Origin of the sequence: Duodenibacillus massiliensis, assembly GCF_928721995.1 — a bacterium.
GTDB lineage: Bacteria > Pseudomonadota > Gammaproteobacteria > Burkholderiales > Burkholderiaceae_F > Duodenibacillus > Duodenibacillus massiliensis.
In genome coordinates this window covers 1,317,735-1,332,798 of sequence record NZ_OV788642.1, presented here as the reverse complement: position 1 = coordinate 1,332,798, position 15,064 = coordinate 1,317,735, and the positions used below count along the sequence as shown (strand labels likewise).

Below are 15,064 nucleotides of genomic sequence, written 5' to 3'. Positions count from 1 at the left end.
GTAAAAAAATGGCTCGTATCGCCGGTATTAACATTCCGCCGAATCAGCACGCCGTTATCGGTCTGACTGCCATCTACGGCATCGGCCGTTCGCGTGCTCAGGATATTTTGGATTCCTGCGGCATCGAATATTCCAAGAAAGTGAAGGATCTGAGCGACGCGGAACTGGAAAAGATCCGTGACGCCGTCGGCAAGTTCACCGTTGAAGGTGACCTGCGCCGTGAAATCCAGCTTTCCATCAAGCGTCTGATCGACCTGGGTACCTACCGCGGCTTCCGTCACCGCCGCGGCCTGCCCGTGCGCGGTCAGCGTACCCGCACCAATGCCCGTACCCGCAAGGGCCCGCGCAAGGTTGGCGTCACGCTTAAGAAATAATCACTGAAGGATAGTTATGGCTCCCAAGACTCAGCAGGCCGTTCGTGCCCGCAAGAAGGTGAAGAAGGTCGTGACCGAAGGCATCGCCCACGTGCATGCATCCTTCAACAACACGATCATCACGATCACGGACCGTCAGGGCAACGCCGTTGCCGCTTCCTCGGCCGGTGCTCAGGGCTTCAAGGGCTCCCGTAAGTCCACGCCCTTTGCCGCTCAGGTTGCCGCCGAACACGCCGGCAAGAAGGCTCAGGAATACGGTCTGAAGAACATTGAAGTGCGCATCGAAGGTCCCGGCCCCGGCCGTGAATCGAGCGTGCGCGCTCTGAACGCTCTCGGCATCCGCGTCACGAGCATCCAGGACGTCACCCCCGTTCCTCACAACGGTGTGCGTCCCAGCAAGCGTCGCCGCGTCTAACCGACAGTTAATTCACAAATTTTCGTATCCTGCGTTCGCGCTTTCCTCGTCGAACGCGAACTGAATGCGGTCAACGCCGCAGGATAGAAGAGGTAACATAAAAAAATGGCACGATATCTCGGTCCCAAGTTGAAGCTCTCGCGCCGCGAGGGTTACGACCTCAATCTGAAGAGCGCACGCCGTTCCTTTGACTCCAAGGTCAAGGATGCAGAAGTCAAGCCCGGCCAGCATGGCAAGATTTCCGGTCAGCGTCTCTCCGACTACGGCACGCAGCTGCGTGAAAAGCAGAAGGTGAAGCGCACCTACGGCGTTCTCGAACGTCAGTTCCGCCGTTACTACGCTGAAGCCAACCGCCGCACCGGCAACACCGGTGAAGTGTTGCTCACGCTTCTGGAATGCCGCCTTGACAACGTCGTCTACCGCATGGGTTTCGGCAGCACGCGTGCTGAAGCACGCCAGCTCGTGAGCCACTGCGCGATCCTCGTGAACGGCAAGAAGGTGAATATTCCCTCTTACGCCGTCAAACCGGGCGACGTCATCTCCGTGCGCGAAGGCGCCAAGAAGCAGACGCGCATCATCGAAGCCCTGGAACTCGCCGGTCAGAACGGCTTCCCGTCCTGGGTGAGCGTTGATGCAGCCAAGATGGAAGGCACGTTCAAGGCCACGCCCGCACGCGACGAAATTGCTCACGACATCAACGAAGCGTTGGTCGTCGAACTTTACTCGCGTTAATCTGGTTGATGTACCGGCTCTCGGGCAGTCAGCGTGTAGTGCGCGCTGCAGTGCTTCTGAGAGCCGCGCAGGTGTCCGGCCTGCGGAAAAAACACACAGTACGTCCGGCCCTTTCCGGGGTGCCGGACGTTCTCAATTTCATTTCCCCGGATTTTTCTATACAGTTTTCAGCTGTAGTCAGCCTTATCGGTGTAACGAGCCGAGGGTATTGAATAGGAAAAACATCACATGGCAAACACCACGCTCCTGAAGCCGACGACGATTGAAGCCGTTGTCGACGAGAAGAACCCCAACCTTGCCGTCATCACGCTTGAGCCGTTTGAACGCGGCTACGGCCACACGCTCGGCAACGCCCTGCGCCGCATCCTTCTGGCCTCCATGGTGGGCTACGCTCCCACGGAGGCGAGCATCGTCGGCGTCGTGCACGAGTACTCCCAGATCGACGGCGTCATTGAAGACGTTGTGGATATTCTTCTCAACCTCAAAGGCGTCATCTTCAAGCTCGAAGGCGGCCGTCAGGATGTGAATCTGCGTCTGCAGAAGTCCGGCACCGGCGTTGTCACCGCGGCTGACTTTGAACTTCCGCACGACGTCACGGTTTTGAATCCCGACCACGTCATCGCCAACCTCTCCGGCGGCAAACTCGACATGCAGGTTCACGTGGAAGCCGGCCGCGGCTATCAGCCCGGCGACATGCGTGCTTTCCGCGACGACTACAGCAAGCACACCCTGGGCCGCATCGTGATGGATGCGAGCTTCTCGCCCGTGCGCCGTGTGGCGTACGCCGTGTCGGCAGCGCGCGTTGCGCAGCGTACCGACCTCGATAAGCTCGAGATGACGATTGAAACAAACGGCGTGATCTCTCCGGAAGACGCTCTCAAAGAAGCCGTCTACATCCTGCAGGATCAGCTTTCTGTCTTCGGCTCCATCCGCACGGATGCCGAACCCGTGAAGGGCATCGAAGAAGACAAGACGCCGCCTCTGGATCCGATCCTCATGCGTCCTGTGGACGATCTGGAACTCACGGTGCGTTCCGCCAACTGCCTCAAGGCCGAAAATATTTACTACATCGGCGATCTGATCCAGCGCACGGAAAACGAACTGCTCAAGACCCCGAACCTCGGCCGCAAGTCCCTGAACGAAATCAAGGAAGTGCTCGCCGCTCACGGTCTTACGCTCGGCATGCGCTTGGAAAACTGGCCGCCCGTCAATCTCGAGCACTAATTTTTAACGGAAATGTCCCCGAAGTCCGCACTTTCGGTGTAGACTTCGGGACTTTCATTTTTAACCCAACCCGCCCGCTGCGGACAATTTATGTCCGCGGATAGAAGAGCCGGGGGCCCGGTTCAATTCTGAACTCTGAGGCCGAAGACTTTTTAAGGATAAACATCATGCGTCATCATTCCGGCTATCGTAAGCTCAACCGCACCAGCGCTCATCGCCTCGCGATGCTCCGCAACATGAGCAACTCGCTGCTGCGTCACGAAGCCATCAAGACCACGCTTCCCAAGGCCAAGGAACTGCGTCGTGTTGTCGAGCCCCTTATCACGCTCGCCAAGACCCCGTCTGTTGCCAACCGCCGCATCGCCTTCAACCGTCTGCGTGACCGCGAAATGGTCACCAAGCTCTTCGAAGTTCTGGGCCCGCGTTTCGCGAAGCGCAACGGCGGCTACACCCGCATTCTGAAGATGGGCTTCCGTGCCGGCGACAATGCCCCGATGGCTTATGTCGAACTCACGGAACGCGCTGAAGTTGCTGAAGAAGTGAAGACCGAAGCGGCTCCCGCTGCTGAAGCCAAGAAGGCTGAATAAGTCTTTCTGACTTTTGGTCTGCAGCCGGTACTGCGTCATAACAGTGCCGGCTTTTTTCTGCCCGAAAAAAAAAACGGCCGGTGATTCCGAGGAGAACCATCCGGCCGGTATCGTAACTGACGGGCTTTACTTTCCGGCAGCTGCCTGCATCTGTTCGTAGTGCCAGGCGTCGCGGCACATGTCGTCAAGCGAGAGTTGCGCCTGCCATCCTAAAAGCGCCTTGGCTTTGGCCGCATCGGCCCAGTTGGCGGCTATGTCGCCCGCGCGGCGCGGTTTGATCTCATAGGGGATCGGATGACCGCAGGCCTTTTCAAAGGCGTGAATGATCTCAAGCACGCTGTAACCGGTGCCGGTACCGAGGTTAACGGCTTCCCAGCCTTTGAGGCTTTCGATTTTGTCACAGGCCAGAGCGTGCCCGCGGGCGAGATCCACCACGTGGATGTAGTCTCTGACGCCCGTGCCGTCCTTGGTGGGGTAGTCGTTGCCGAAAACGCCCACGCGCGCCAAGCGCCCCGAGGCCACACGCGCCACGTAGGGCAGGAGGTTATTGGGAATGCCGTTCGGATTTTCACCGATCAGGCCCGAAGCGTGCGCGCCGATCGGGTTGAAGTAGCGCAGGCACACGGCCGTGAAATCAGGCCGTGCGGCGCAGACGTCTTTGAGAATATCTTCGATAAAAAGCTTGGTGCGCCCGTAGGGGTTGGTGACGCCCCCGACGGGATGTTCTTCCGTTAAGGGCAGGTACTGCGGCGTGCCGTAGACGGTGGAAGACGAGGAAAAGATGATGCGGGTGACGCCTGCCGCATGCATCGCTTTTAAAAGCGACACCGTGCCCCCGACGTTGTTGTCGTAGTACTCCAGGGGCTTGACGCAGCTCTCACCCACGGCTTTGAGGCCCGCAAAGTGAATGACGACGTCGATTTTTTCCGCAATGAGCACCGCCTGCAGCTTTTCCGTGTCGCGGATGTCGCCCACGACAAGAAGGGGGCGCTTGCCCGTTATTTTTTCCAGGGCGTCAACGACAGCGGCATCTGAATTGCAGAGGTTGTCGTAGAGCACCGCCTTGTGGCCGCGCGTGATGAGTTCAACGGCGGTGTGCGAGCCGATAAAGCCCGTTCCGCCCGTGAGCAGTATGTTCATAGAAATTCCGCGAGGAAACCCGCGTCTTCAGACGCGGGAGGAATCGCAGCCCTCCTTTCTCAGTTCAGTTAAAAACATCTTTCGCTTCTCAAGAAGCGAAAGTTTCTTGTAGGAAATACCGGCAGAAATCTTTGTACTGTCCAGACGGCGCACATCGAATGCACCCGAGGAGCGTCTGCCAAAAATAAAGCCGACTTCCCCTTTGCACAGCACCTTGTCAAAGAGCCTGAAGCCGTGCACTAGGTACGGAGCCTGATGGCGCTTGCGCACACGGCCTTTGAGAATCGTCAGCTTGTGGATCTGGCGATTGTGGCGGCGCGTCTGTTTCTGAAACAGGTATTCGCCCCGACGTTTTGCGTCGAGGACGCCAGCAATGCAGAAAGCGTCCGCGCAATGGGTCTTTGGCAAGCCCGCGACGATGCGCTTGTGTTTGGTCAGATACCCGTAGGTATTCATGACAGGCAATTCGGGATGGCGCTCGCGCAGGCGGTTGAGCACCGTCCAACGCATGATGCCCATGAAAGTCTCTGTCCTGAAAGAAGCGCCGCGCCGGGGACTGAACTGCTTCAACTTGCCTGCGTGATACGCCTTGTGGCACGCCTCACAGAGCGTGATGAGGTTGCCCGGCGCGTCGCCTCCCGTTTTCCGACTCTCAATGTGATGCACGTTGAGAATCAGATCTTTCGATCTGCCTTTGCAGGCTTGGCAAACGTGACCGTCGCGGAACAGCACATATTCGCGCACGTTCCAAAAGCCAAGCTGCTCGCCCTGCTGATAGCCTTCGCCTTCAATCTCCGGGTTTTTGATCTTCTGAATGTCGAAGGATGCGGTTTCAATCACGATTTTGGTGATCGGAAGCACTCGGCAAACCGCTTCAATGCGCGATATGTGCGCCTGAATGCGGTTCTCCACGGACGGCGCAAGCCAACCCTTGTGCTTCGATCGAACGCGATTATCAAAACGCGGCGCACGGCAGCGGGTCTTGCGGTTGCGTCGGGCGCGGCGAAGTGCCAAGCGATTCGAGAGCAAGCCCGTCACGTCCTGCCGCAGTTCGACCTCGGAAGCCAACAACTCTTCCTTGGCGGTCGTTGCGCTCAGGCCGACGTGCTTGTAGCCCGCATCCACACCCAAGGTGATCGGCTGCTTGGTTTCGCCCGTCGGCACCGTCAGTTGAATCACAAAGGGCGTTCGGCGCACAGGCACGGCCTTCCCGGCCCGAAGGAGCTTACGCGCCTTGGGCGGGGAGCACGGCATGAGCGGTTGCCCGCGCATATTCAACACAAAAACTTTCAATGTGTTCTCCATTGACGGATACCTCACGGGCTCCGTCTGCTCGACCTTGCGGTCGGTGGTGATCCTTCGCCAATGTTGGAAGGGGTTTGTTGTCTGAAGCACTGCTCCTACCTCTCAGAGCTTTTAACCGCAGACCGCAGAGCGCGGGACTAGGATCGACATCCCGCGGTGCCTGTTTGCGTCCCGTCTTGCGACGGAACGGATTCCCAACCAACGGAGTCCGTCCGAAAACGGACTGAGGCTAGTCAACCAAGACTTGTTGCCAAGCCTCTGACTTCAGTCAGGGGTAGTTGACATTCTGCGCTCCCGTAACGCGCGTTTAATGCGCTTTAAAGCTCGGCATCCGGCCTTCGAGAAACGCCGCGCAGGCTTCCTGTGCTTCGGGCGTTTTACTTGTGACTGCGAAAAGGCCGGCTTCTTCGCGGGTGATGTCGGCAAGCCGCGTGCTCCAGGCGCTTTGCAAAAGCTTTTTGGCACCCTGCACGGCCGCGGGCGACATGAGCGCGAGGCGCCGCACGCGGGCGTCGGCCTGGACAAAGACGTCTTCGTCGGCGTAGACGGCGCTCACCAGGCGCATTGCAAGCGCTTCGTTGGCGCTGATCGGTTCGGACAAAAGAATCTTTTCCGCGGCCTTATGGTACCCGGCGTTTAAAAGCGCGAGAAGGCTTGCGCCGTAGCGGGGCGTCAGGCCCAGCGCGGTAAAGGGCAGGGAAAAAAGGCTTGACGCCGAGGCGTAGACGAGGTCACAGTAGTAAAGCATCGTCACGCCCAGACCCACGGCAGGGCCCGCCACGCAGGCCACGACCGGTTTGCGGCAGTTTTTGAGCGCCTCAATAAAGCGTCCCGTGGGCGTGGTGCTGTCGGCGCTTAAGTCCGTAAGCTGCTCCTTTAAGTCGCCCCCGGCGCAGAAAATGCCGGGCTGCGCGTGCAGAAACACGGCGCGCACCGTCTCGTCCGCATCAGCGCGGGTAAACGCCTCCGTGAGACTTTCAAGCATTGTTTTATCAAGCGTGTTGCGCTTTTCGGGGCGCGAAATTTCAAGCTGCAGGACGTTGTCGTGAAAGGTCGTGAGAATGGGCATGATGTTTGGGTCTTAAAAAAGAATCAGAGAATGGAGCCGGCTGCCGTTTTCGGAACCGCAACGCCGACAGTCTGCGCCCAGCGGGCGGCTGCGGCTGCCAGTGTCCGCGTGAGTCCCGAATCCTCCCGGTAGCTGCGGTCCGTGATGCAGACCACTGCGGGATCTTTTCCCGGGGTCTGCGTGATTCTGAGCACGGCGTGCAGTGCCGGGGCCACACGGCTGTCGTCAGCGGCGATCAAAAGGCACTCGCGGTCCCAGTCGATGTCGGCGAGATCGCCGGTGGCGGGGTCGCCCGCCAGAAGCGCCGCCCGGTCTTGGGCACTTAACTGTGCGGTAAAAGCGGCAAGCGCCTGTTGGTCAGAGGGCTTGACGCCGCGCACGATGAGTGCACCGGCCGAAAGCCTCACGGACGTTTCAAGGTACGCAGGATACGGGGCAAAGAGCATGTGCCGGGCATCAGGTTCAGCCGTAACAGGCCGGCCGCATAGGGCCCCCGAGGCATCAAGCACCGTGAGGCCCTTGTCGTCCACGGCCGCGGGGGAGAGCTTGAGTTCGGCAAGCGCCGGAAGCGCTTCCGCAAGGCGCGAGAGCCGCATGAGGGTCTCCGCAAGGCTTTTTTCATCGGCGGGCGGCATGCCACGGCAGCCCCGCAAGAGGGCGGCAACCGGCGAGCGCCGGATGCTTTCGCGGGCCTGCGCCTGCGTCACGGGTGGTATGAGAATCACCTTGTCGCGGATGAGGCTTCCGGCCAAGCCCCCGGCCCCGAGCGTAATCACGGGCCCTAAAACCGGATCGGTGATGTAGTCCACCGCGACCTCACGGGCGTTGGCGGTATCGACCATCCGCTCCACCCATACGCCGCGCAACCGTGCGTAGGGGGCTTTTTCCGCACAGTGCCGTTTCAGTGTTTCAAACGCTTCGGCGACACCGGCTTCGCTTCTTAAATTGAGAATGACGCCGCCCGCGTCCGTTTTGTGGGCAATGCCGTCGGCGCTCAGTTTGACCGCCACCGGAAAGCCGATCGTGTGCGCTGCGGCCGAAGCTTCCTGCGCGGTTGCGGCAAAGGCGCCCTGTGCGCCGCGGATGCCGAAAGCGGCAAGAAGCGCCGCGCACTCGCTTTCGGTTAAAACGAGGCGGTGTGCGCGCCGCGCGTTTTCAAGCGCAGCGGCGGCTTGGGCTGTGTCTGCGGGCGTTTCTGTTTCGGGGCCTTCCGCGGTACGGGATTCACCCGTGCGGGTAACGCTTTGAAGGGCAAGCGCAAGCGCTGAAGCCGCAGCCCGGGCGCTCGTAAAGGCAATGAGGCCGCTTTCGCGGCAGGCATCGCGGAAATTGACGTCGGTGCCGCCTGTGCGGCAGACCAAAAGGGGTTTGCCCGCTTCCCGGGTGACCTCAGCCAACAGGGCCGGTGCCTCAGATTCGCGGGCGGCGGTCATGGGGGAAAGCGATACGATAAGCGCATCGGCCGACGGGTCGGCCAAAATCACCCGCGCGGCATCACGCACAAGGGTTCCTGCGGCTTCGGGCCCGAGGTCCGAGGGGTCGTTCATTAAAACGGGCGACTGCGTGAGCGCCGTAAGCGCCGTATGAGTGCTCCGGGAGAGCTGCGCGGGGATGAGCCCGGCCTGTGTGACGGCGTCGGCGGTGAGGTTTACAACCCCGAGGCCGTTACCCGCGCAGGCCGTGCGGCTTCCCTTGGGAAGAATCCCGAACGCGAGAAGCCCGAGCGCGGCGCAGAAGTCTTCGAGGCTTTCGGCGCACGCTGCTCCCGTGCGCGCAACGGCCGCGGCAAAAACCGCGGGGTCCGCGGACGGCGTGCCGAGCCGTGCCGCAGAAAGGCGGCCTGCGGTGGGGCTTACCCCGGGCGGCAGAATAATGACAGGTTTGACGCGGGCGGCGGCTTTGAGGGCCGACATCAGGCGCCGCGGATGCCGCACCGTGAGAATTTGAAGTGCAATGATTTCGGTTTTGGCGTCGGCCGCGAGAAAATCCACGATTTCGTCCAGTCCCGTTGCGGCCTCCGCCCCCGAACTGATGACGGAAGAAAAGCCGAACCCGGCTTCGGCCGCATAATCAAGCACGGCAGCCGTGAGCGCTGCGGACTGACAGACAAGTCCCACGGGGCCGGCGGCGGCAAGTTTCGGGATGTAACTCACATTAAGCCCGATATCCGGGCGCATGATCCCGACGGAATCCGGGCCGATCAGGTGAATGCCGCGCTCACGGGCGGTCTGAGCGAGCTTATCCTGCCAGAGACGGTCTTCGGTCCAGGTGCCTTCGCCGGGCGTTACAAGCACGTTGGCAATGCCGAGCGCGGCACAGTCTTTGAGCACAGACTCAACGCGCGCAGAGGGCGTGGCGATGACACAGAGCTCCGGCGTATGCGGGAGGTCGCGTAAGCCGGCCCAGCAGGGTGTAAGCCCGATGTACTTGTACTTGGGGTTGACGGGATAGGCTTCGAGCACCCGGCGGCTGTTCATGACGCCCGACCAGACCGCACGTCCGCGGCTTCCCTCCCGGTCGCTCGCGCCCACAACGGCAACACGGGTCGGAATAAAGGCGGAGGCAAGACGATGCGTGACGGACATGAGACTACTGGACAATGCGGAAGGCAAAATACCTGAAACCTCAAGTTTAACGCGCCTGCAGCGGGCTTCCGGTGTCATAATCGCTCTCAAAGGCAATACGAGGTTTATTCCATGAGGCAGAGAGTTTCCTGCGGCGAGGCGCCGAGCGAGTGGTACCGTGCCGACGGCACGACGGTCGCGTGCACCGAAAAGGTGAAGGTGTTAAACGAGAACTGGCAGGAAATCCGCGCGATGCTGCAGGATGCCATGGATGATGCCGTTTTGATGGGCTGCACCGAAAAACAGTTTCGTGAGGAGTACACGCGGCTTGTGGCTTCGATCACCTCGGACTATGCCGAACAGAAAGCCCAAACGCGTCCGGCTGAAGACTTTGCTGTTTTAAAGACGGATCACATCGTACTTACGGTCGCTGACTTGGATGCAAGCATCGCCTTTTACAGCAAAGCGCTCGGCATGAAGGCGGTGACGTTCGGTGCAGGCCGCAAAGCCCTTCTTTTTGCGGGCGGCAAAATCAATCTGCATGAAGCGGCAGGAGAGCCGATTCTGCCGCGCGCAAAAACCCCGCAGGCCGGAAGCAGCGATCTCTGCTTTCTGGTGAACAAAACCCCCGAAGAAACGGTGGCGCACCTGAAAGCCTGCGGCATTAGCGTGGAAGAGGGGCCGGTGCGTCGTACGGGGGCCTACTTTCCGCTTACGTCCGTCTACGTGCGCGATCCCGACGGCAACCTCATTGAGCTTGCGGTTGAAGCCGAGGACGATTGAGTCCAAAAAAACGGCGGAAAGCCCGGAGACTTTCCGCCGTCAGATATCGCTTTTCAGCCGGTTTTACTTTTTCGCGGCCGTTTTCTTTGCGGCCGGTTTTTTGGCTGCGGGCTTTTTCTCCGCTGCCTTTTTGACCGTCGTCTTTTTCTCAGCCGTCTTTTTTACAGGCGCTTTTTTGGCGGCAGCGGGCTTTGCTGCGGTTTTCTTTTCAGCGGTTTTGGCAACCGCCTTCTTTTCGGTCTTTTCCGCGGCCTTCGCGACAGCTTTTTCCACTACAGCCTTGACTTCGGGTTTAATGGCCGGGGCCTTTACCCGGGAAGCCGTCTTTTTGGCGGTTTCTTTTTTAAGCTGCAGGGCGGCGGCCTTGGATTCAGCGCGCTTTTTCACAAGGCTCTTTTCGGGCTTTGTGGGTTTGAGAATGCGCTTGATTTCAGCGGCCTTGCGGGCTGCTTCTTCCTTGGCGGCTTCTTCGGCCGCTGCTTCTTCCTGCGTGCGCATGGAAATGCGCACGATCGGGGGCGCCACCGCGGCGTTTTCTTCCTTCACGCCCCAGAGCTGCAGCAGCTCCGTTTCCGACGGGGTCGAACCGCGATTGCGGCGCGCCACAACGCTCGCGCGCACCAGCTTTTCAATATCGGGCAGCGGCAGACGGTTGAGGTCGGTGAAGTTAATCAGACTGTGTTCGGCGTCAAACCCCTTGATCGTCGCGACAAACGGCTCGATCACGGAATTTTCCGCCACATACAGCGTCAGGGATTTTTCGCGCGATTCAAGCGCAAAGAGCGGACCGCCATTTAATTCATAAAAGACCAGGCCGAAACGCTTGCTCTCACGAACACCGCGGGCGGCGCGGCGGATGAGGCTTGCCACACGGGCCATGGCAACGCGGCGGTCAGGCGGCAGGCTTTGCAGGAATACCCCCAGAACCGTAGCTCCCACCATGATGCCTTCCCTCCCTTTTTCTTTGAGACAAACAGATATTTCCGCCTCTGTGTCGACACAGAAGGCTTTACAAAGGCGGAAAAAACCATGTTATTTTACAGGAAGTGCGCCTTGTTTGCTTAGTTTTTTCTTCTCTGATCGTTGATTGCTATGGGAATTTCGTCTGTTTTTCTTGCGGCGGTCCGGAATTAACGGTAAAAGGTATAGCGGGCACTGAAGCGCACGGCCAAAACGGCCCCGAGGCTGTTGCGGGTGCAGGCCGACACGGGAATGCCGCCTTTGGCTTCGTCGCGCTTAACCCAGCGGTAGTGCGACAGAATGCCCTTTAAATTGCCCGCGGGCCGTACGGCAAAGAGAAGCCCCTTAAGGTCATGCTTGGTTTTGCCTTCCGTCCAGCTTTCCACTTTGGCGGCAAGCCGGCTTTTGTCGGGTGCGGAAAACGTGAAGTCCGCGCCCTGGGCTGCCACTTTGCGGCCCTTTTCGTCTCTGAGGGTCACTTCCGGCGTGATAAAGCGCCACCAGAGGCCCTGAGTGTCGGCGGTGCACTGAAATTTCTGCACGCCCGTGCCGTAAAGAACCAGCGCTTTTTCGGCACTTGTGTCCTTGGGGTCGATGGCCCCGGGGCCCATGAGGGCGTCAAGGGCGGAGCAGCCGGTGAGCGTTAAAGCGCTGAGCACGGACAAAGCGGGCAGAAACAAACGAAAGGTCATGGCAGATAAATCCCGGAAAAACGGGGAAAAAAGCGGGGAGCATCCCGGCAGTACCCGCCATTGTATGAGCGAAGGGCGGCACTTGCGCGCATAGAGCGCGCCTACAGACTGCTTCACTCGGATGATGCGAACAATTTGAAAAGTCGCTATTGTCTGACGCAACAAAGAGCGGGCAGAGCGTATCAGCCCGCGCGGACCTCATTAATACCCTGCGGTTTCACGTGAAGCCGACAGGGGCGGCAGGGGCGTTTCGCTTGCGTGAAAGGCCGCGGCCGTCAACACTTCAGGAGAGAAGCTGTGTATCAGATCCGTATCCATGGCCGCGGTGGCCAGGGCGTGGTGACCGCGGCTGAAATGCTCAGTGTCGCAGCCTTCACCGAAGGCCACTGGGCTCAGGCCTTTCCGAGTTTCGGCTCGGAACGCACCGGCGCGCCGGTGACGGCCTTCTGCCGCATCGACGAAAAAGAAATCCGTCTGAGAGAACCCATTTCCGAGCCCGACGTCGTGCTCGTGCAGGACAAAACGCTTTTGGAAAGCATTGATGTTTTTTCGGGTATTTCGCCCGAGGGCTACGTTCTGATCAACGCTTCGGCCGAACCCGAAGCGATGGGACTTACTGAACTCATCGCCCGGCTTCCCGCGGGGCACGTGAAAACGGTGCCCGCAACGCGCTTTGCCCTGGAAAAAATCGGCCGGCCGCTGCCGGGAGCTGCGATGCTTGCGGGCTTTGCCGCGATGACGGGGGCTCTGAAACTGGAAAACGTCCAGGCCGCCTACAGCGCGCGCTTTGGCGGAAAGATTGCGGAAGCAAACGCTCAGATTGCCGCTGCCGCCTATGAGTGGCTTACGAAGAAGGAGTAACCCCGCGATGCTCAAACAGATTGAAGGCAGTCAGGGCGTGGCCCAGGCCGTGGCGCTGTGCCGCCCGGAAGTGATCTGCGCTTATCCGATTTCCCCGCAGACGCATATTGTTGAAGCGCTCGGCAACCTCACCCGCAAGGGGCAGATTGAAAACTGCGAGTACATCAACGTCGAAAGCGAATTTGCCGCGATGAGTGTGGCGATCGGCGCGAGTGTCGCAGGCGCCAGAGCCTACACGGCCACCGCAAGCCAGGGGCTTCTTTACATGGTGGAAGCCGTCTATAACGCTTCGGGCCTGGGGCTTCCGATTGTGATGACCGTGGCGAACCGCGCAATCGGAGCTCCGATCAACATCTGGAACGATCATTCCGACGCGATGAGCCAGCGCGACAGCGGCTGGATTCAGATTTACGCTGAAAACAACCAGGAAGCCTGCGACGTGCATATCGAGGCCTTCCGGATTGCCGAAGAGCTCTCGCTTCCGGTGATGGTCTGCATGGACGGCTTTGTCCTCACGCACGCCTTTGAGCGCATTGACATCCCGAGTCAGGAAGACGTCGACCGGTTTCTCCCGCCCTATCAGCCGCGGCAGGAACTCGATCCCGACAATCCCGTTTCGATCGGCGCCATGGTGGGGCCGGAGGCCTTTACCGAGGTGCGCTATCTCGCGCACGTCAAGCACCTGCAGGCACTTGACCTCATCCCTCAGGTGCAGCAGGAATTTAAGAGTGTCTTCGGGCGCGATTCCGGGGGCCTCGTGAGTTCCTACCGCATGGAAGACGCCGAACTCGCGGTTGTGGCGATGGGGTCGTGTGTGGGCACCATCAAGGATACGGTGGACGAGCTCAGAGACGCGGGCGTCAAAATCGGCGTTGTGGCTGTGAAGTGCTTCCGGCCCTTCCCGGTGGCCGCGGTGCGCGAAGCGCTTAAGGGAGCGAAGCGCGTTGTTGTCGTGGAACGAACGCTCGCGGTGGGCTCGGGCGGCGTTTTAAGCCGCGACGTGATGGTGGCCTTGGAAGGCCTCTCCGTTGAAGAGTACTGTGTGATTGCGGGCCTCGGGGGACGTGCGATCACGAAAAAGTCGCTTAAAGAGGTCTTCAGGAAGGCGCTCGAGGGGACGCTCCCGCGGTTAAGTTTCATGGATCTAGACATGGAACTCGTAAACCGCCAGCTCGCGCGCGAAAAGGCGGCCCGTAAAACGGGGCCCTTGCCCGAGGCGCTCGTGCGCGACGCCGTCATGATGGAAAAGAGTTCGCCGCAGCGCGGCGGCTTTTAAGGGGAGCCGACAGTCATGCAGGAAACAAAAGTTCGTTTTTATCAGACGGGGACTTTTACGGTCGGTAACCGCCTTTTGGATGAAGCCGCCCGCACCGTACAGTCGTCGATGGAGCGCTTTAATGCGCTTAATTCCGGGCACCGCGCGTGCCAGGGGTGCGGAGAGGCTTTGGGCGCGCGTTATGCGCTTGACGCCGCGATGGAGGCCACCAAGCGCCGGCTTATTGCCTGTAACGCCACGGGGTGCCTCGAGGTTTTCTCCACACCCTATCCGGAATCGGCCTGGCAGATGCCCTGGTTTCATTCGCTTTTCGGAAACACCGCGGCGGTTGCGACCGGTATGGCCGCGGCCGCGCGCGTCAAGGCCCGCAAAAAGGGCGTTGCACCCGACCGGGTGCTCGCAATGGGCGGCGACGGCGGTACGACCGACATCGGTTTCGGGTGTTTGTCGGGGATGTTTGAGCGTAACGACGATGTGCTCTACATCTGCTTTGACAACGAGGCCTATATGAATACCGGGGTGCAGAGGTCCTCCGCCACACCTCCCACCGCACGTACCGCCACCACGATGCCGGTGCCGGGCTACGCCGGCAACACCTTCGGGCAGGGGAAAAACGTGCCGGCAATCGCGATGGCGCACGGCATTCCCTATGTGGCGACCGCCACCGTCGCGGATCTGCACGATCTGGAGCGTAAGGTGCGCCGCGCCATGGAATTTCACGGCGCGCGCTACATCCACATTCTCGTGCCCTGTCCGCTGGGCTGGGGCGCGCACTCCTCGAAGACGATTGAACTCGCGCGTCTGGCGCAGTTAACCGGTCTTTTCCCCGTCTTTGAAGCCGAATACGGGGAAGTGGTGAAGGTAGAAAAAATCCGCCGCAGGATGCCGGTGGAAGCCTACATGAAGCCGCAGAAGCGCTTTGCGCATCTCTTTGCCAAAAACGCCGATCCTGAGGTTTTGCAGCGCATGCAGCACCTCGCGGACCGCAATATTGCGCGCTACGGCTTGATTGGCGACAGTGAAGGCGAAGACGTGCCCGTGCCGGAGCAGGGTGAAGAACGGGCGGCGCGGATTTAAGGCGG

The 15,064-nt window shown here is 59.9% G+C and carries 15 protein-coding genes; 9 read left to right on the top strand and 6 right to left on the bottom strand.

The genetic code is table 11. From position 1 onward, the window contains the following. Positions 1-8 precede the first annotated feature (8 nt). From rpsM to rplQ, 5 genes are all read left to right on the top strand, one after another. Complete coding sequence (gene rpsM, locus NXF97_RS06050; protein WP_022372950.1) at positions 9-374, top strand: 30S ribosomal protein S13; 366 nt, start codon at positions 9-11, stop codon at positions 372-374. 16 nt (positions 375-390) lie between these two features. Then, on the top strand, positions 391-789 hold the full coding sequence (gene rpsK / locus NXF97_RS06045; protein WP_022372949.1) for a 30S ribosomal protein S11: 399 nt from the start codon (positions 391-393) through the stop codon (positions 787-789). A gap of 105 nt (positions 790-894) precedes the next feature. Beyond that, positions 895-1,521, top strand: coding sequence for a 30S ribosomal protein S4 (gene rpsD, locus NXF97_RS06040; protein WP_274955477.1), 627 nt, complete (start codon positions 895-897; stop codon positions 1,519-1,521). A 228-nt stretch (positions 1,522-1,749) separates the two neighbouring features. Beyond that, positions 1,750-2,745: a DNA-directed RNA polymerase subunit alpha gene (locus NXF97_RS06035; RefSeq protein WP_022372947.1), complete on the top strand. Its 996-nt coding sequence runs from the start codon at positions 1,750-1,752 to the stop codon at positions 2,743-2,745. Between the two features lie 167 nt (positions 2,746-2,912). Next, positions 2,913-3,332 (top strand): 50S ribosomal protein L17, encoded by a 420-nt coding sequence (gene rplQ / locus NXF97_RS06030; protein WP_022372946.1) that lies wholly within the window; start codon positions 2,913-2,915, stop codon positions 3,330-3,332. Between the two features lie 126 nt (positions 3,333-3,458). On the opposite strand, the gene galE is transcribed toward rplQ, so the two are convergent. The 4 genes from galE to NXF97_RS06010 form a co-directional block, all read right to left on the bottom strand. Further along, complete coding sequence (gene galE, locus NXF97_RS06025; RefSeq protein ID WP_022372945.1) at positions 3,459-4,472, bottom strand: UDP-glucose 4-epimerase GalE; 1,014 nt, start codon at positions 4,470-4,472, stop codon at positions 3,459-3,461. Between the two features lie 27 nt (positions 4,473-4,499). Beyond that, a complete protein-coding gene (gene iscB / locus NXF97_RS06020) occupies positions 4,500-5,777 on the bottom strand; it encodes an RNA-guided endonuclease IscB (RefSeq protein ID WP_274955476.1) in 1,278 nt (425 codons plus the stop codon). A gap of 307 nt (positions 5,778-6,084) precedes the next feature. Further along, positions 6,085-6,846 (bottom strand): enoyl-CoA hydratase/isomerase family protein, encoded by a 762-nt coding sequence (locus NXF97_RS06015; protein ID WP_274955475.1) that lies wholly within the window; start codon positions 6,844-6,846, stop codon positions 6,085-6,087. Between the two features lie 23 nt (positions 6,847-6,869). Beyond that, positions 6,870-9,431: an acetate--CoA ligase family protein gene (locus NXF97_RS06010; RefSeq protein ID WP_274955474.1), complete on the bottom strand. Its 2,562-nt coding sequence runs from the start codon at positions 9,429-9,431 to the stop codon at positions 6,870-6,872. A 111-nt stretch (positions 9,432-9,542) separates the two neighbouring features. Here NXF97_RS06010 and NXF97_RS10745 point away from each other — a divergent pair, with 111 nt between their 5' ends. Continuing rightward, on the top strand, positions 9,543-10,193 hold the full coding sequence (locus tag NXF97_RS10745; protein WP_022372942.1) for a VOC family protein: 651 nt from the start codon (positions 9,543-9,545) through the stop codon (positions 10,191-10,193). Positions 10,194-10,256: 63 nt separating this feature from the next. On the opposite strand, the gene NXF97_RS06000 is transcribed toward NXF97_RS10745, so the two are convergent. After that, the gene (locus tag NXF97_RS06000) at positions 10,257-11,135 is read right to left on the bottom strand and encodes a DUF1801 domain-containing protein (protein WP_274955473.1); all 879 of its coding nucleotides are present in this window, start codon (positions 11,133-11,135) and stop codon (positions 10,257-10,259) included. A 188-nt stretch (positions 11,136-11,323) separates the two neighbouring features. Continuing rightward, positions 11,324-11,845: a DUF3455 domain-containing protein gene (locus NXF97_RS05995; RefSeq protein ID WP_022372940.1), complete on the bottom strand. Its 522-nt coding sequence runs from the start codon at positions 11,843-11,845 to the stop codon at positions 11,324-11,326. A gap of 297 nt (positions 11,846-12,142) precedes the next feature. Here NXF97_RS05995 and NXF97_RS05990 point away from each other — a divergent pair, with 297 nt between their 5' ends. The 3 genes from NXF97_RS05990 to NXF97_RS05980 are packed head-to-tail and all read left to right on the top strand — an operon-like array spanning position 12,143 to position 15,059. Then, positions 12,143-12,706, top strand: coding sequence for a 2-oxoacid:acceptor oxidoreductase family protein (locus NXF97_RS05990; RefSeq protein WP_022372939.1), 564 nt, complete (start codon positions 12,143-12,145; stop codon positions 12,704-12,706). A gap of 7 nt (positions 12,707-12,713) precedes the next feature. Continuing rightward, positions 12,714-13,982: a transketolase C-terminal domain-containing protein gene (locus NXF97_RS05985; protein ID WP_274955472.1), complete on the top strand. Its 1,269-nt coding sequence runs from the start codon at positions 12,714-12,716 to the stop codon at positions 13,980-13,982. Positions 13,983-13,997: 15 nt separating this feature from the next. Beyond that, positions 13,998-15,059: a thiamine pyrophosphate-dependent enzyme gene (locus NXF97_RS05980; protein ID WP_074008623.1), complete on the top strand. Its 1,062-nt coding sequence runs from the start codon at positions 13,998-14,000 to the stop codon at positions 15,057-15,059. The last annotated feature ends 5 nt before the right edge of the window (positions 15,060-15,064 follow it).